Source organism: Humisphaera borealis, assembly GCF_015169395.1.
Taxonomy (GTDB): domain Bacteria; phylum Planctomycetota; class Phycisphaerae; order Tepidisphaerales; family Tepidisphaeraceae; genus Humisphaera; species Humisphaera borealis.
The window spans coordinates 6,408,682-6,426,545 of the sequence record NZ_CP063458.1 but is presented as its reverse complement, the minus strand read 5'-3'; the positions used below and the strand labels follow the sequence as shown (position 1 = coordinate 6,426,545).

The following is a 17,864-nucleotide window of genomic DNA, read 5'->3' as shown; positions in this document are numbered from 1 at the left end:
AGGTCAGCCCTGTTCCCGCCATCCGGACGCGGCACGCCTTTCCGTAGGTACCGGTGTCTCAATCAGTGCGGCACTGGCGGTTCTCCGCCAGACGCCTGATGTAACTCACAAGGAGCTCAGCGTGTTCGGCAAGCGGTCTACATCCTCCAAGTCCCGGTCGTCGGCCCTTCGTTCGCAGGCGGTTGTCGCCGCGATCCCTTCCTGCGTCGTCGAACCGCTGGAAGGCCGCCAGCTCATGTCCGCGAGCCTGGTCGTCGAGAACCTCGACATCGTCCCCGGCTACGAGCGGATGGTCTTCACCAAGATCGCCAACCTCGACCAGAACACGCCGAACACCTTCAAAGACAAGGGCATCCTGAAGCTCAAGAACGTCGGCGACGAACCGCTGGAGCTTTCGAACCTCAACGTCAGCGGCCCGTTCCAGATCGTCGGATCGTTCCCGACGGCGATCGCGCCAGGCGCGTCGGCGAACGTGACGGTGAAGTTCAACGCGACGACGCCGCCGGCCTTCACCTACAACCAGACCGCCGGGCTGACGAACCAGACGCAGGCGGGCGCGCACATTGGTTCGCTCACCTTCGCGACCAACGACGCCGCCAACGCCACCTTCACCGAAGGCCTCGCCGGCTGGTTCCAGACGCACTCGGAAAAGAACAACGAGCCCTCGCTGCAGACGACGATCAATCTGCTGCTGGATTACAAGACCAACATCGCGCCGCCGCACACGACTTTCCTCAGCCAGGGCAGCGAAGCTCAGTACTACGGCGAAGAAGTCGTCAGCGGCTACTGGCAGCGCGTGAACCCTGCCAAGTCGGTCGGCGTGCGACAGATCGCCGCGTATCACGGCCAGGGGCAGAACGTACCGGTGAGCTGGTTCAACCAGGGCTCGAACACCAACAACCTGATCTTCCGCCACGACGGCGCCGCCAGCCAGACGCTGTTGCCGAACATCCTTGGCGGCACGGCCCCCGCCGCCGGCAGCTTTACGACGAACAGCCCGTTCGGTTTCAAGGTCGACAACAGCTTCAGCGACGACACGAAGAACGCCCGCCCGCAGTTCGGCGGCGGCCATGAAGTGCGGTTCTTCCCGGTGCGCGATCACTTCGGCAACGCGATCGCCGGCACGTTCTTCATGGTGCAGGACTACAGCATCCCGGTGTCGGGAAGCGTGCCCAACTACGATTTCCAGGACAACATCTACATCGTGACGAACATCATGCCGGCCGGCTCGGTCGTCACGCCGCCGGCCGTTCCACCCACGATTCCCCCGGCCGTCCCGCCGGTGGTTCCGCCCCCGACACCGCCGACCGTACCCCCGACAATTCCGCCGACCGTTCCGCCCACTGTTCCACCGGTCGTCCCGCCGACGGTCCCACCGACTGTTCCGCCGGCCGTGCCCCCCGCCGTTCCGCCGACGGTTCCCCCGGTGACGACCGGCGTGCCGGTCGTCTCCATCACGCCGGGCTCGCAGACGGTCGTCGAAGCGATCTCGGGCCAGAAAGCCGTCCAACTGACCGTCTCGCTGAGCGAGGCGTCCAGCCAGAAGGTGAAGGTTCGCTTCAGCACCCCCAACGGCGGCGCGGTCCGCGGCGCGGACTTCGTGAAAGCGGTCGGCCAGCTCAAGTTCGAGCCGGGGCAGACGAGCAAGACGATCACCGTGATGGTCAAGAGCGACCAGGTCGCCGAGGCCGACGAGAACTTCAGCGTCAACCTGTTCGACGCGAAGAACGCCGACATCGGTGCCGGCGTCTCGACGATCACGATCCAGGACAACGGCGTTCATCCGCCGTCGGCCGGTGCCAAGTCGATCCCCGCCGCGGGCGCTTCGGACTTGCCGATCATCAGCATCTCGCCGGCCTTGGTGAGCGTGGTCGAAGGCAACGCCGGTACGCAGCTGGTGACGTTCAACGTGTCGATCGACCGCAGCCCCGCCAAGACGGTCAAGCTGAAGTACGCCACCGCCAACGGCTCGGCCGTCAGCGGCACCGACTACAAGCATGCCGCCGGCAAGCTCGCGTTCGCCCCCGGCGGGCCGACGAGCAAGACGATCACCGTCGAAGTCAAAGGCGACTCGACGATCGAAGCCGACGAAGACTTTCATCTCAGCCTCCTGTCGATCAAGAACGGCGTCTTCGCCAGCGATTCGGCGAAGGTCATCGTGGCGAACGACGACGCGTAGTGAACCGGCGGCCGGCCGGATTCCGGATTCACCACGAAGGCACGAAGAGCACGGAGGAGCACGAAGAAAGCGAGAGCAGTCGCGAAATTGTCATCCTGAGGTACTCCGAAGGACCTGGTGTCCGAGGCGAAGAAGTGATCGATGATTGATCGCCCTTCGACCGGGCATCCGTGGCCGAGCGCCTCTTGGTTCGGCTACAAGGTCCTTCGGAGTACCTCAGGATGACAGCCTTTATGTCTTCTTCGTGGCACTTCGAGTTCTTCGTGCCTTCGTGGTGAATCCTCCATTCGTCGACCAACACGCCCTTGATCACGGGACATCACCCCCCGATCACCCGCACCTCACCGGGCATCCACACTTAACGCCGACTTCCGCAGCTCTGCCGCCGCCTTCTCGACCTGGTCTTTCGGTCCCCATGCTTCAAACACTGCGACATGGTCGTCACTGCGCTTGATGCCCAGGACATAGCCCAGCGAATGACCGCCGACCTCTCGCGTGCCGCTAAGGAAGTAGTAGTTTGCATCTCCCTCCTGCTTGCCGACCGCCAGAGCCCGGCCTTCCACGAGCGACTTGCGGGCCAGCGCCTGCCAGAAGCTCAGCGCCGCCTTGTCGACGTTCGGGCGGCGCAGGACGCGCAGGCGCAGTCCCTCGGCGTCCATCGCTTCGACTTCTGTCGACTGCTCGTAATACCGAACGAACCCGGCCGGCGGGGCGAACTTCGGGCCGGTCGAGAAATAGCCGAGCTTCCGCGTCTGCTGCTGCACCTGCCCCGCCACCAGCCCGTCGCCCAGCTCTTCCACCCAACTGAACGGCAGCTTCGGCCCGGTGCCGCGGGCGTTCTGCGGGACCGGCGAATTGAGCTCCACGCGGATCGTGCTCATCGCCAGTTGCGACGTCAGGTAGCGGATCTTCCCCTTGGTCTGCTCGATCTGTTCGACGACCCGCGTCAGCTCGGCTTCAATCTTGATCGTGTCCTCGACCTTGTCGGCCTTCTTAAGCAGTTCCAGCAGACGCTCGCGCAGCTTCTCGGCGTTGTCCAGGCGGATGCCGAGATCGCGCATCTCTTCGGTGACGTCTTGCGCCCGCACCTGCCGATCGACGACCTCGCCGGAGTCTTCGACGAGCTTGCAGGCCTCCTGGAACTTCGCCGCGGGGATGCGGAAGGTAATGACAGAACCGCCGATCTCCTGCATGTACCCGCCGAGCTTGTCGGCGGTCGCTTGAAGGGACCGCAACGTGCCGGCGACGTCTGCAACGACGATTTTGAAGGACGCCGAGTAGATGACGAGGCGTGGGTCGACAGGTTTGGCGTCGGCGACGGCGTGGATCGGCCGAATCTCTTTTGCCTCCAACTGGCTAGGATCGATCCAATTTGACACCAGTGTCGGACGTGACAGTTCAAAGCTACCGGTCGCTCGGACGTCGCTTCCGATGGCCCCGGGCACTGCGGATGTCGATCCGGGGATGAACGTTGGCGATTCTTGGACGACCGTCTGCGTCTCCTGAAACACTTTCCCGCTATCGAAAGACATTGCACTTGCGCATCCGATGCTTTGCATCAGAATCGCAGCGACGGCTAGGCAGGTCAGAATGGTTCGAAGCATGGCGGTCTCCATTGGAAAGTATGAGCAGTCCCATGGATATAGTGCACAAGGATGACGAAAGGTTCACGCGTCCCATCCCCTGCATGTCCACGTGACGACAAGTTTCGGCCGGCGGTCGTGACGTCACCATATACCGTCGTCCTTTAGTCTTTGGCCCCGGCGGGGCCGACGCCGCTTGCCACGGGTGGAGCGAGTCGGCGAAGCCGACGCCGCGGAACCCGTGGTGACGGACATCCTCTCCACCGCCCCGGCTGGGGCGGACGAGCCGTCACATGTGGAAGGCGTTCCGCCGATCGACCGATCGTCTGCCCCGCCGGGGTAGAGGGATATCTCAGATCGCGATCCACGGGTTCCGCGACGTCGGCTTCGCCGCCTTCGCTCCACCCGTGGCAAGCATCGCTGACCCCTTCGGGGTCTACCGATGTCCCGAACGGTTGACTCATGCGACTGGCGCCTCCTGCTCGGATTGCCGAACGAACCCGAGGAATCCTCCCGGGACCCCTCAAACCCGCGCCAGTCGAGACCGGCGGGACCCGAGGCTCCGCGAGTACGCTGCGCCGTCGGCTTGTCTGCCGAACGAACCCGAGATCGTCGTGGTACGGCCGTCCCGCCCGGGCCTGCGCCATCTGGCCGAACGAACCCGAGAATGCCCGGGTCAATGCGACAGACCGACGTCGCTGCTTTGGCGAAACCGCAAGGAGGTTCTCTGGACGGCTTTCCGCGTCTGCGTTGTCGACTTCGCCGAACGAACCCAAGAAGCGTCCGCCGAACGAACCCAGGACCGATCCGCCGAACGAACCCAAGACGGATTCGCCGAACGAACCCAGGAACACCTCCTCGCGGCCCGGCCACGGCGTGCGCGGGCTCAAATGAAGAACACCCGGCGCAATCGACGGCGATCGCCCGAGTCCGGCCAGTTTTCATGCGTCCCCGTGGAGTTCACGCCAGGCCAACGGATCACACCCGCCTGCCGGCGCACGGAGAAGGATCGACGGCACGTCTTGCCAGGACCGTACCGACGTCCGTGCATATGTACGGTATATGTTAAGTCTATGGCGAAAATTTGCAAGTGCTGTTTGCGAACAGAGCTTTCGCGCCTCGCCATGTCCGATTGAGCAGACATCGCGCGATTGCCTTGCATCGGGAACCGTAAGGTCGTTACCGTCTGCTCCGCGGATCGTCGTAGGGATGGTCGCCCGGATCAGAACCGATGGGGAACGTGCACATGAAGAGTTTTGGGAACATCGGCCGTCGCCCTGCCAGCTTCTGGCGCGTCGCGGTCGCGGCGGTCGCGTCGCTCGGCATCGGTGCGTGTGGCGGGCCGACGCCTCCGTCCGGCCCAGCGCAGGCCCCGGCGCAGAATGTTGCAAGCTCGCCTGCGACGAACCCTGTCGAGGCACACACCGCAACGGCGGATACCAAACCCTCCGTTGCCGCCGGCAAGCCGGCGGGTTTCACGGGGGCGGCGGGCGTTCCCACGCTCGCCGACAACAGGCCACTCGACTACCCCGGCCTGCACAACGTCGTTGCCTACGCGCCCAACGTCTATTCGGGCTCGGTCCCCGAGGGTGACGAAGGGTTCGCGACCCTCCAGAAGATGGGCATCAAGACGATCGTCTCTGTCGACGGATCGGAACCCGAACTCGACAAGGCGACCCAGTACGGCCTGAAGTACATCCACCTGCCGATCACCTACGCCGGGTTCGACGAGAAGCGCAAGCTCGAACTGGCCCGGGCGGTTCGCGATCTGCCCAAGCCGCTCTACATGCACTGTCATCACGGCAAGCACCGCAGCGCCGGGGCGCTCGGGTCGGCGGTGGTGACGCTGGGGTGGATGTCGCCGGTCGATGCGGTCGAACGCATGAAAGTCTCCGGCACCGCACCAGATTACAAAGGCCTGTACGCCTGCACCGCCAATGCCACCAAGGTCATGCCGGCGATTCTCGATGCGATCGACGGCAACTTCCCCGAAGTCGTCCGCCCGCAGGGGACGACCCGGACGATGGTCGAGATCGACGTCGCGACGGAGAACCTGAAGCTGATCCAGAAATCCGGTTGGAAGGTGCCGAACGATCACCCCGCGCTCGCCCCCGCCGCCGAAGCCGGCAAGCTGGCCGACTACTACCGGTTTCTGATCGGCGACAAAGACACCACCGCCCGTCCGCCAGCGTATCTGCAACTGATGCAGGAGGCCAACAAAGACGCGACCGCGCTGGAAGAGATGCTGACCCAGGGACCCGGCGTGGCACCAGCCGATCTGGACAAGCAGTTCAAAGTGGTCACGCAGACCTGCAAGTCGTGCCACGCGAAGTTCAGAGACTGATGGGGAGGTGTCGGGGTGGAGGAGTGATGGGGTTAAGAGGTCGGTCTCTCCCCGTTGTCATCCTGAGGTACGCCGAAGGACCTGGTAGCGAAGCCAGAAGACGCAACGAACACCGATCAGCCGTCGAGGAGCCGCGCACGAAGTGTACTCACGGAGTAAGCGGGATCCGTGCCAGTAACCGGCAACCTTGACGGTTCAGGGTCTTCCCGCTTACTCCGTGAGTACACTTCGTGCGGCTCCTTTGGAAGCCCCCCGCGTCACGTCGCCAGCCAGCACGCGGCGACGTGGCCTTGCTCGCCTTCCTTTTGCTCCAATTGCTGCTGTTCGTGAACGCATCGCGCCATGACCGTTGCGCCCTGGCCGCCGACGGTGATCTGGACGAGGTCGCTGCCCTGGGATTGCTTCGCGACTTCGCGCGTCAGCGGGCACCGCGGGTGGAAGGGGCAGCCGGTCGGCGGGTTGGCCGGGCTGGGGACTTCGCCGGGCAGGACGATCCGCTTTTTCTTCGGCCGCGGGTTGGTCTCGGGGACGGCCGACAACAACGCCACCGTGTAGGGGTGCTTGGGGTTGGCGTAGAGTTCGCTGCTGGCGGCCTTTTCGACGATGCGGCCGAGGTACATCACCGCGACGTCGTCGGAGAAGTGCTCGACCACCGCCAGGTTGTGCGCGATGAACAGGTACGCGATCTGCCGTTCCTGCTGCAGGTCGTTGAGCAGGTTGAGGATCTGCGACTGGATCGAGACGTCGAGCGCGCTGACCGGCTCGTCGCAGACGATGAAGTCGGGGTTGAGCGAGATCGCCCGGGCGATGCCGATGCGCTGCCGCTGGCCGCCGGAGAACTCGTGCGGGTAGCGGACGGCGTAGCTGGGATCGAGGCCGACGCGCTTCAACAGCGAGGCGACTAGGTCGCGCTTCTCAGACCCCGTCGCGATGCCGTGGACCTCGATCGGCTCGCCGATGATGTTGCCGATCGTCATGCGCGGGTTCAGGCTGCTGACGGGGTCCTGGAAGACGATCTGCATCTGCCGGCGGAGGCGGCGGAGCTCGTCGCCCTTGTAGGCGAAGAAGTCCTTGCCGCGATAGCTGACTTCGCCGCCGGTGGCGGGAATGAGCCGCAGGATCGTCCGGCCGACGGTGGTCTTGCCGCAGCCCGATTCGCCGACCAGGCCCAGCGTGCGGGCCGGGGCGACTTCGAAGCTCACGTCGTCGACGGCCTTCACGTGCCCGACGACCTTGGAGAACAGGCCCTTCCTGATCGGGAACCAGGTCTTGAGGTTCCGAACCTTCAGTAGCGGCTCGACGGCCGGGGCGGGCATGTAGCCGTATTGGCGGATACCGATCGTGGTCACTTGGCCGCCTCCTTGGCGTAGGGAATGGCTGTCTGGCCGGCCCGTACATCTCCCCCGCCGACGTCGACGAAGTTGGCTTCCGACTCGCGGCGGTGGGTGAGCGACGGCCGGGGCGCGGGCGCCTTATCGTAGCCGTCGAGCTGATGACATGCCGCCCAGTGGCTTGGTGCGATCTGTCGCAGCGTCGGCTCATCCACCGTGCAGCGGCGCAGCACCTTCACGGGTTCCCCTTCCACGGTGATCGAGACGACGTCGGACGGCGTCGCGGCGGCGGCTTTTTCGCACGTGCGGGCGCAGCGGGTGTGGAACTTGCACCCGGTCGGGAACGAAGCCGGGTTCGGTACCGTGCCGCGGATGGTGTTGAGCCGGTCGTGCGATTCGCCCAGCTTCGGCACCGACAAAAACAGCCCTTCGGTGTACGGGTGCAGCGGGTTGTCGAACAGCTCTTCGACCTTGGCGTACTCGACCACCCGGCTGGCGTACATGACGGCGACGACGTCGGCGTTTTCGGCGACGACGCCGAGGTCGTGCGTGATCAGCACGATCGACATGCCGCGCTCGCGCTGCAGCTTCTGGAGCAGCTCCAAAATCTGCGCCTGGATGGTGACGTCGAGCGCGGTGGTCGGCTCGTCGGCGATCAGCAGCTTGGGCTGGCAGGAGAGGGCCATCGCGATCATCACCCGCTGTCGCATACCGCCGGACATCTGGTGCGGGTATTCGTTGAGCCGCCGGTGGGCGTCGGCGATGCCGACGTCGTTCAGCGCCTTCTCGGCGATCGCGTAGGCCTCTTTCGTGCCAACGTGCTGGTGGAGGGTGACAGCTTCGACGATCTGGTCGCCGATGGTGTAGACCGGGTTCAGGCTGGTCATCGGCTCCTGGAAGATCATCGCGATCTCCCGGCCGCGAACCGACCGCATCTCCTTCTCGCTGAGGGCGAGCAGGTCGCGGCCGTTCAGCAGGATCTGCCCGCCGAGCACCTGGCCCGGCGGTTCGGGGATCAGGCGGAGGATGGACAACGCAGTGACGGACTTGCCGCACCCCGATTCCCCGACGACGGCGAGCGTCTGGCCGGGGAAGACGGTGTACGAGACGTCGCGCACCGGCCGCACCTGCCCGCGGCTGGTGTCAAAGCCGATGTTGAGGTCGCGGATTTCGAGGAGGGGTGTCTGCATCAAAATGCCTCTTGCGGCAGAGAAGAATGAACCACGGAGGACACGGAGAGCACGGAGGAAGACACAGAGACGACCGCCATAGGTAATTGGCGCGAGTGGCGAGATTGATCGAAACGTGCAGGTGGTTTCATGGTCTCTTCTCAGTCTTTGCTTTTCTCCGTGCTCTCCGTGTGCTCCGTGGTTGTAAGTATGTCCTGAGGCCGCCGCTTCATTGCGACTTCTTCAGCTTCGGGTCGATCGCGTCGCGCATCGCCTCGCCGATGAGAATGTACGAGAACACGGTCAGGAAGATAGCGAATCCGGGGAAGACGGCGATCCACCAGACGAAACCGGTGCCGCCGGAACGCGCCTGGTTCAGCAACTGGCCCCAGCTCGGGTCTTCGGCTCCGAGGCCTAGGCCCAGAAAGCTGAGCGTGCTCTCGAGCAGAATGGCACCGGCGATACCGAAGCTGGCGTTCACGAACACCGGCGATACGCCGTTGGGCAGCATGTGGCGGAAGATGATGCTCATGCGGCCGAGGCCCGCCGCGACGGCGGCCTGCACGTAGTCGAGCTTGCGGATGCGCAGGAACTCGGCGCGAATAAACCGGGCATCCGACATCCACGACAGCAGGCCGATGACCACCATGATGAGGTACAGATTCCGCCCGATCGCGACGGTGACGATCAGCAGGAGCACCAGCGTGGGAATGGCTTCGAAGATTTCGATCAGCCGCATGCCGATGAGGTCGAGCCAGCCGGCGTAGTACCCCATCAGGCCGCCGATCGCGATGCCGATCATCGTGGAGATCGACGTGGCGATTAGGCCGATCGCGAGGGTTACGCGGCAGGCGTGGATCATGCGGCTGAGCATGTCCTCGCTGAAGTTGGTCGTGCCGAGCCAGTGCCGACGGCTCGGGCCGGTCAGGGTGTCCTCGGGCGTGTCGCGCAGGCGGTCGTTGGCGCTGTAGGGGATGATGGTTCGAACGATCGTCTCGACCTGCCCGGCCCGCTCGGCGTCACGGTAACGTTCATAGATCCCGTCGGCCGGCGGCCTGACCTTGTAGACGGCGACGAGCGACAGGCCGATCAGGACGACCGCGCTGATCCAGAGCGCCTGGTGGTTGCCGTCGAGGATGGTCTCGGCGGCGAGCTTTTTGGACGCGATCCATAGGGTCCATGCGCCGACGACAAAAAGCGCCAGCAGGACCAGATGAATCACGATGCAGATGACCCAGCCGAGCACCATTCCGGTGGAGGGGTCGACGGTCGCCGGGCGGTAGATGCTGATCGTGACGATCGCGAGCCCGAATTTGACGATGGCGGTAACGATTCCAACGACCGCGATGGGCCAAGAGATCAGCGCCAGGACCAGCCCCGATCCCGGTTTGCGCACGATCACGAAAAGTGAATGTACGAAAACCATCAGCAGGATCAGGTCGACGGCCTGGAGATGGCGGAACAGCGGAAACTCGAGTCCGCCGCCCTTGAGGCGGAGGATGAACGGGTGCGTGTTGGCGATGAACGGCGCGAAGACGGCAATGACGGCGATAAACGCGATCCAGATCGCGCCGAATCGCGCCCCGGTATCGCCGAAGGTGTCGTAGATCGCCTGGCCGAGCAGGGAACGAAACTGCGGCTTGCCGCGACGCCCGGATGGGGCGTCGTCGGTCGCGGGCGGGACGGGTGCGTAGCTGGGGTTGGCGGCGCTAGTCATAGGTCACCCGCGGGTCGGCGATGACATATAGCACGTCGGCGAGCAGATTGCCGACGAGCTGCAGAACCAGAATGATCACCGAGGTGCTGAGGAACAGCTCGAAGTCATTGGCCATCAGCGACATGACGACGAGCCGGCCCATGCCGTTAATGCCGAAGATGGTCTCGACCACGATCGACCCGGTGACCAGGTAGCGCAGAAAACTCGCCGAGACGGTGATCAGCGGCAGCAGGCTGTTTCGGAACGCGTGGCGGTAGGTCACGACGTTATCCGGCAGGCCCTTGGCCCGGGCGGTGCGGACAAAGTCGGCGCCGAGGACCTCCAGCAGCGACGTCCGCGTGAGCTTGGAGTAGTACGCGACCGATCCGTAGCTCAGTGCGATCACCGGAAGCACCAGGTGCCAGAGCCCGTCGAGCAGGTAGCCCCGCTGGAAGCCGCCGGAGAAGGTCGGCAGGAAGTTCATCTCTTCGGATCGCAGTTCGTGCAGGCCGTCGGTCGGGAACCACTTGAGGTACTCGACGTTGGCCAGGTAACCCTGGAGCATCACGGCGACCCATATGACCGGGAGCGAGTAAAGCGCCAGCAGCACAAAACCAATGCCCTTGTCCTGAAGCTGGCCGCGGACGCGTGCCGCGCGAATGCCCGTGTAGACGGCGATCGCCAGCGACAGCGGCAGCGAGAGCAATTCGAGGATGATCGAGACGGGCAGCGCTTCGCGGATGCGATCGACCGCGGGGCGCGATTGGATAATGCTGGTGCCGAGGTCCGGCGATTTGAAGGTGGGCTTGTTAAGCCGCAGGTCGCCGGGGTCGGGGCTGAGGTCGATCTTGCGGGCCTGTTCGGTCGCCGCCGGCTCGGCGATGCCGGTCGCCATCAGTTCCTTGATGCGGGCCTTGCGCTGTTCCTGCTCCTGCTGTTTGACCGCGACGACTTCGGGGTCGTCGCGCTTCCAGGTTTCAAAGCCGACGGGGCTGATCTTGTTGAGCCAGCGAAAGTACTGCACGTACGCCGGCTTGTTCAGGCCGTAACGCTCCTGGATGTACTGCTCACGGACCGCCCGCTGCCCGGGCAGCAGGTCGCCGCCCGGCGGCAGCAGCACGTCCACGATGCTGATGGGGGCCAGCGACATCACCATGAAGATGACGGCGGTTGCGCCGATCAGCGTCGGGAAGAAGAGCAGGATTCGTCGGAGGAGGTAACTGAACATCCTGGCGACCGGCGACGGAGGGGAAAAGAGTCAGCGCGACGCAGACAGCAAACCAAACGGTCAGTCCTTGTACTTCTGCTGAGCGGCCGGGACGTACCAGGGGAACATGTCGCCGTTGAGGTATTCGAAGTTCAACCCGATGGCGGCCGGCTTGATGTTCTGGATTCGGTTGTTGAACAGTCGCAGTGCCTTGCGGTTGAAGAGGAAGGTGTAGGGCTGGTCTTCGTGCAAAATGGCGTGAACCTTCTGCCACAGCTTCATGCGGTCGTCGGTTTTGACGGTGCCGCGGGCCTGCTCGATCAGCTTGTCGAGTTCTTTGTTGATGTAGTGCGTGCGGTTATCCCCCTGCCCGGTGATCTGTGAGGAATGGAAAACCTGGTACGGGTCCGACTCCGGCGTCGAACTCCAGCCCAGCGTGACGGCTTCAAAATCGGTCTGGTTAAGCTTCTGAACCAGGACCGGCCAGTCGACGCGATCGGGCTCCATCACCACACCGCCCCGCGTGAAATTGTCCTTCATGAACAGGACGACCTTCTCGGTGGACTCATTGCCGGAGGGATAAGTGAGCTTGAACTTGAGCGGTACGCCTTTGTCGCTTTCGACGATGCCGTCGCCATTGCGATCGATATAGCCGGCTTCGGCGAGAAGCTTCTTGGCTTCGTCTGGGCTGTGCGGCCAGGCCTTGATCGCGGGGTTGTACTGCTTGCTCTTGGGGCCGAACGGGCCCGACGCGACCGACCCGTAGCCCAGGTAGATTTCGCTGAGGATCCGCTCGCGATCCAGGAGCATCGTCATCGCCTGGCGAACCCGCTTGTCGGCGAACGGCGTGGGGGTCTCCTTGCCGTCCTTGGTGAGCATCTGGTTCCAGGCGACATAGGTGTACCCGCCGTACATGTTGTCGTAAGACACGGCATTGCTGAAGGCCATGATGCGCGGGTCATTGCGGAGCTTTTCGAACTGGGCGGGAACGCAGCGGATCAGGTCGAGTTCCTGGTTGCCGAAGCGAACCATCTCGGTGTTCTCCCCTTCGATCTCGTTGAACACAATGCGATTGAAGGTGGGCGGCGTTCCCCAGTAGCGCGGATTGCGGAGCAGCACGACCCGTTCGCCCGGCGACCACGTCTCGGGGTTCTCAAGCCGGTAGGGCCCGGTGCCCATCAGCAGGCCGGTCTTCTCGTTGAACTGGTCGGGCGTGAACTTTCCGTAAAAGTGCTTGGGCATGATCGTCAGATCGACGATCGTTCCGAAGTTGAGGTAGTAGTACTCGCTGAACTTGAACTCGACCGTCAGGTCATCGATCTTCTTCACCGACGTCAGCTTGGTGAGGTAGGACCGCACGCGGTCGGCGTTGACGGCGGGGTTCCGCACCCAGTCGAGCGTGAAGACGACGTCGTCGGCGGTCATCGGGGCACCGTCGGAGAAGCTGACGCCCCGCCGCAGCGTGAAGGTCATCGTCAGGCCGTCTTCGCTGATCGTCCAGTTGCGCGCCAATCGCGGAACGTATTCCAGCGTATCGGGATCGCGGACGGCCAGCCCTTCCATCACCTGGTACTCGACCCAGGTCTGATAGACGTCGGACGAGACCAGCGGCGTAAGCTTGCCAATCTTGGTGGCGAAGTTGTCGATCAGCCAGTCGCCGCGGGCAAAGCCGGGCTGCTTCTCGGCTTCTTTCAGGCGGGTGAAGGCGTCGGCGGTCGGCGTAGCGGCGGGAGCGACGGCCTGCTGCGTGCCGGCGGTGCCTTGCGCCGGGCCCACGACGACGGGACGCTTCTTGATGTCGTCCAGCGTGTCGGCGATGCCGGCGACGGCGGTCTTAACGCGCGTCAGGTCGGCGGTCAGTTCCGTGTTCTGCTGCTTGATGTTGCGAATCTCGCTGAACTGGCGGTCGAACTGCCACATCGCCAGCGCGACGATGACCAGAAGCGCTCCGATCAGGAGGAACAGGAACAGGTCTTTGATCCCGAATCGGTTTTCCATCACAAACCTCGGTGGTCGATCGGTGCACGTGTTCTTGGAGCGGCGTCACCCCGCCCTGCGGGCGGGCGCTAAAAGGTGCGATCGGAGTACACACGTCCGAGCACACATCTATAACGGACGATTGAAATTCCACGTTCCAACCGTCGCTTCAGCCGAAACACGAACGTCAAATCTTAGCCGCCTCGCGCTTGGGGTCGAAGACGTCTCGCAACCCGTCGCCGAGGAAGTTCAGGCTCAGCAGCGTGATCGCCAGCAGTACGCAGGGGAATGTCAGCAGCCACCAGCGCGGCTCGACGGTGTTCAATGATGGCAGCAGGCCTTCGCTGGCGAGCGCGCCCCAGGTCGGCATGGGCTGCTGAATGCCGATGCCGAGGAAGCTCAGGAAGCTTTCCTGCAGGATCGCCTGGGGGACGGTCAGCGTGGCGTAGACGGTGATCGGGCCGATGAGGTTGGGCAGCAGGTGGCGGGTGAAGATCCGCCATTCGGGCAGGCCGCTGGCGCGGCAGGCTTCGATGAAGGGCTGCGCCCGAAGGCTCAGCACCTGGCCGCGGACGACGCGGGCCATCGTCAGCCAGCTCACCAGGCCGATCGCCAGGAACAGCACACAAAGGTTGGCCGCCTGGATGCTGAAGCCCAGCTTGGTCGCCAGGAACGGCTCGAGCGCGAGCTTGAAGAGGATGATCAGCAGGATGTAAGGCAGGCCGTACATGATATCGACGAAGCGCATCAGGACCGAATCGATCCATCCGCCGCGATATCCTGAGATCAGGCCCACGCTGACGCCGAGAACGACGGAGATGGTGGCTGCGACGATGCCGACCAGCAGGCTGATCGCCCCGCCGAGCAGGCAGCGGCCGAGCAGGCTACGGCCGAGCATGTCGGTGCCGAACCAGAGGTTCACACTGCCGGCCGGTGCTGCCCGGCTGAGGGCCGGGTTCTGACCGTCGTAATAGAAAGTGCTCTGGCTGCCCAGCGTCATGGGCAACGTCAGCAGGCAGGTCGCGACAACGACGAGCAGTACGCCGCCGCCGATGAGAATCCGCCCGCTCCGAAGCATTCGCCCGCGGATTGTGTCGGGGGCGACGCGAGACGTGTTGCTCGCAAGCGGCTCGGCGGAGATGGGGCTGCTGATCGTGCTCATGTCCGGCTGTCAGGTCTTATCACGGGAAGGGGCTCGCGTTCAATGGCTGGCAGTCAAAGGCGTGGAATAAACTCCTGCGCGGAAACAAAGCCACCACGGAGGCACGGAGACACGGAGGGATACTCGGTGATCCGACAATCCTGGCGTGCCAGTACGCGGAGTTTCAAGTCTTTCCACAAGCTTCATTCCTGTCCTGCCTGAGCCGGATCGCTCTGGATTGGCTGCAGACACAGATCGTTCAAGTTGCCCTCCGTGCCTCCGTGCCTCCGTGCCTCCGTGGTGTTCTCCTTCGGGCGGCGCAGGATGTTTCGCACGAGTGGCATTATGCGCCGGCCCCTTTGGCCGTCACGTCGATGCGCGGGTCGACCAGGGCGTAGCCGATGTCCACCAGCAGGTTCAGCGACAGCAGGAACAGGGAGTAGACCATGACGGTGCCCAGGATCAGCGTCTGGTCGCGATTGAGCACCGATCCGACGAAATGCTGTCCGAGGCCCGGCAGGTTGAAGACCTTCTCGACCACGAACGACCCCGTCAGCGTCGCCGCCGCCGCCGGGCCGATGTAGCTTAGCACCGGCAGCAGCGCGTTGCGCAGGGCGTGTTTCCAGATGACGGTGTTGCGGGCCAGGCCCTTGGCCCGGCCGGTGCGGATGTAGTCGCTGCCGAGGGTGTCGATCATCGAGACCCGCGTCAGCCGGGCGATATACGCCATCGGCATGAGCGACAACGCCAGCCCCGGAAGCACGACATCCCGCAGAGAGCCCCAGTGGCCGATCGGGAACCATCGCAGATGAACGCAGAACGCCGCGAACAGCAGCGCGGCGGTCACAAACCCCGGCAGGCTGATGCCGATCAGGCTGACCGACAAACTCGCCCAGTCCACCGGGCCGCCCCGGCGAACGCCGGCGAGCGCGCCCAGCGTCACTCCGACGACCATCGCCACGATCAGCGCGAACAGGCCGATCGTGATCGACACCGGCAGCGATGCACCCAGGATCTGGTTTACCGACCAGCCCTGGTGGATCAGGCTCGGGCCGAAGTCGCCCTGGATCAGTTGCCAGGGGTAGTAGGTCAGAAACTCCCAGGCGCTTTCGGCGTGGAATCGTTCGCGGAGCTGGGCGAGTACTTCGGGCGGGAGCGTGCGGTCGGTCTGCTGGAAGGGATCGCCGGGTGCCACCCACGCGAGCAAAAAGGTCGCGACGTAGATCACCCCGAGGATCAGGGGGAACTGGAGCAGGCGGATGGCGATGTAGGTGCCCATGCGTTGGCGGGGACTATACGCGAAAAGGGCGAAAAAGGAGTGCCGGGTTGAAAGTGCTGAGTGCTCAGTATCAGACTTCGGCGGACGGCCTGTGCGTCGCATTTCTGCTCAGCACTCGACACCCGGCACTTTGAACTCAGCATTCAACGCTTCACCTCGATCGGCCACATCACCTGGTGGTTCCGCGAGTGGTGCATCATGCCGTGGACCTGCTCGGGGCGATACAGGTAGACGTTCATGTAGTGGTACATCGGGAGGATCGGCGCCTCCTCGAGCAGGAGCTTCTCGGCCTGCGCGAACAACTTCAGGCGTTCGCCGTCGTCGCGTTCGCGGTCGGCTTTGGCGCACAGCGCATCGTACTCGGGGTTGATCCATGCCGAGTCGTTGTTGTCGCTCTCGCTCTTGTACTTGTCGGTGAAGGTGGAAGGGTCGTTGTAGTCGCCGTACCAGCTGGCGCGGGCGACGGCGTATTCCTTGTTGTGCAGGCGCTGGCGGAAGGTGTTGATCTCGATGCTTTCCAGCCGCAGATCGACGCCCAGCGCTTCCTGCCACTGCCGGCGGACGATCTGGGCGATCGGCCCGTGCTGGCCTTCGCTGTTGAACAGCAGCGTGATGTCGGGGAAGCCTTTGCCGCCGGGATATCCGGCCTCGGCCATCAGCTGCTTGGCGCGTTCCACGTTGTACCCAAGTCCTTTGGGGCTGGGGTACTTTTCGAATGCGTAAGGCGGGATGTACTGCGTGGTGATCGGCTCGCCCAGCCGGGTGACGTTGTCCACGATCACCTGCTTGTTCACCGCCATCGAGAACGCCTGCCGCACGCGCACATCGGCAAACGGGTTCTTCCGGCCGTCGGCGAGTTTTTCCTTGCAGTTGAAGGTGTAGAAGTACGTGCCGAAGCCGGGATAGACGTGAACGTCTTTGCGGCCTTTCTTCAGCAGGTCCGCGGCCAGTTCGCCGGACATGTCGGTCAGCCAGTCCACCCCGCCGGTGTCGTAGATCGTCAGAGCCCAGAGGTAGTCGTCGGCCGAGACGACATCGATCGACTTGGTTTTGACAGCATCCTTGTTCCACCAGTACTGGCTGGCGGTCAAGCGAATCCGCCGTTTGAAGTCCCACGACGTCAGTTCGTAAGCGCCGTTGGTGAGCAGGTTCGGCGGAAGGGTGAATCGCTTGTCGTAGACGATCTTGCCCGTCGCCTTGCGCACGTCTTTGTCGATGAACGGCTGCATCGACTTCTCGTGCAGCGGGAAGCAGCAGGGAAACGCGATGATGTCCAGAAAGAAGCCGACCGGATGGTTGAGCGTCACACGCAGCGTACGGCTGTCGAGCGGCTCGATACCCACGCCGGCGAAGCCCGGCTCGGCGGGTATGGCGGCCGATGGGTCGGCTTTGGCGGTCGCCTCGGACCGGGCCTTGCCCCACTCGGCGAATGCCTTCATGTACTCGCGGGCACCCTTGATGTAGTACAGCAGCGAGGTGTAGTCGCCGGGCTCCTGCAGCATCCGCTTCCACGCGAAGACAAAGTCGGCGGTGGTGACGGGGTCGCCGTTGCTCCACCGGGCGTTCGGGCGGATGCGGAAGGTGTAGACAGTTTTGTCGGCGGAGATCTCGGCCGGCTCCGAAGCGCCGGGGACGGCATTGAGCGTCGCGGGGTCGAGGGTGTAGAGCCCTTCGAAGATGCAGTAGCCGACCCGGATGTCCTGCATCCAGGCCATGCGGTTGGGATCGAGGGTGCCGATCTCGCCGCGGTTGATGAAGGTGAGGTCAGCCCTCGATTGGGTTCCACCGCCGGACCAGACGAGCGCCCCGATCAGCAGGACAAGCATCGCGGCGGGGATCAAGAGCAGTCGGGCCATGCGGGGACTTTTGAAGGCGTCGGAGCGTCCGATTCAACCGAGAGTATCATTCAACGTCGCGGCGATCGATGTTGGTGCGACGGGTCGCCGGTACTCCGGAGA

Annotated in this window: 11 protein-coding genes; 2 read left to right on the top strand and 9 right to left on the bottom strand. The window is 63.8% G+C overall.

Features of this window, described 5'->3' with window-relative positions:
* The first annotated feature begins 121 nt into the window (after window positions 1-121).
* Window positions 122-2,179 (top strand): Calx-beta domain-containing protein, encoded by a 2,058-nt coding sequence (locus tag IPV69_RS24160; RefSeq protein ID WP_206292293.1) that lies wholly within the window; start codon window positions 122-124, stop codon window positions 2,177-2,179.
* A gap of 341 nt (window positions 2,180-2,520) precedes the next feature.
* Here the strand turns inward: IPV69_RS24160 and IPV69_RS24155 are convergent, their stop codons facing one another.
* Complete coding sequence (locus tag IPV69_RS24155; RefSeq protein WP_206292292.1) at window positions 2,521-3,783, bottom strand: DUF4349 domain-containing protein; 1,263 nt, start codon at window positions 3,781-3,783, stop codon at window positions 2,521-2,523.
* 1,225 nt (window positions 3,784-5,008) lie between these two features.
* Here IPV69_RS24155 and IPV69_RS24150 point away from each other — a divergent pair.
* A complete protein-coding gene (locus tag IPV69_RS24150; RefSeq protein WP_206292291.1) occupies window positions 5,009-6,106 on the top strand; it encodes a cytochrome c in 1,098 nt (365 codons plus the stop codon).
* A 257-nt stretch (window positions 6,107-6,363) separates the two neighbouring features.
* Here the strand turns inward: IPV69_RS24150 and IPV69_RS24145 are convergent, their stop codons facing one another.
* From IPV69_RS24145 to IPV69_RS24110, 8 genes are all read right to left on the bottom strand, one after another.
* The gene (locus IPV69_RS24145; protein ID WP_390884432.1) at window positions 6,364-7,422 is read right to left on the bottom strand and encodes an ABC transporter ATP-binding protein; all 1,059 of its coding nucleotides are present in this window, start codon (window positions 7,420-7,422) and stop codon (window positions 6,364-6,366) included.
* Window positions 7,423-7,451: 29 nt separating this feature from the next.
* Complete coding sequence (locus IPV69_RS24140) at window positions 7,452-8,627, bottom strand: ABC transporter ATP-binding protein (protein WP_206292289.1); 1,176 nt, start codon at window positions 8,625-8,627, stop codon at window positions 7,452-7,454.
* Between the two features lie 208 nt (window positions 8,628-8,835).
* A complete protein-coding gene (locus IPV69_RS24135) occupies window positions 8,836-10,323 on the bottom strand; it encodes an ABC transporter permease (protein WP_206292288.1) in 1,488 nt (495 codons plus the stop codon).
* Entirely contained in the window at window positions 10,316-11,530 is a 1,215-nt protein-coding gene (locus tag IPV69_RS24130) for an ABC transporter permease (protein ID WP_206292287.1), read from the bottom strand. Before IPV69_RS24130 ends, IPV69_RS24135 begins: the two co-directional genes overlap by 8 nt.
* A gap of 60 nt (window positions 11,531-11,590) precedes the next feature.
* Window positions 11,591-13,507: a peptide-binding protein gene (locus tag IPV69_RS24125; protein ID WP_206292286.1), complete on the bottom strand. Its 1,917-nt coding sequence runs from the start codon at window positions 13,505-13,507 to the stop codon at window positions 11,591-11,593.
* Window positions 13,508-13,673: 166 nt separating this feature from the next.
* Window positions 13,674-14,648 (bottom strand): ABC transporter permease, encoded by a 975-nt coding sequence (locus IPV69_RS24120; RefSeq protein ID WP_206292285.1) that lies wholly within the window; start codon window positions 14,646-14,648, stop codon window positions 13,674-13,676.
* A gap of 322 nt (window positions 14,649-14,970) precedes the next feature.
* Window positions 14,971-15,906 carry an ABC transporter permease gene (locus IPV69_RS24115; RefSeq protein WP_206292284.1) on the bottom strand — a complete coding sequence of 312 codons (936 nt, stop codon included), beginning with the start codon at window positions 15,904-15,906 and terminating at the stop codon, window positions 14,971-14,973.
* A 143-nt stretch (window positions 15,907-16,049) separates the two neighbouring features.
* On the bottom strand, window positions 16,050-17,762 hold the full coding sequence (locus tag IPV69_RS24110; protein ID WP_206292283.1) for a peptide ABC transporter substrate-binding protein: 1,713 nt from the start codon (window positions 17,760-17,762) through the stop codon (window positions 16,050-16,052).
* Window positions 17,763-17,864 lie beyond the last annotated feature (102 nt).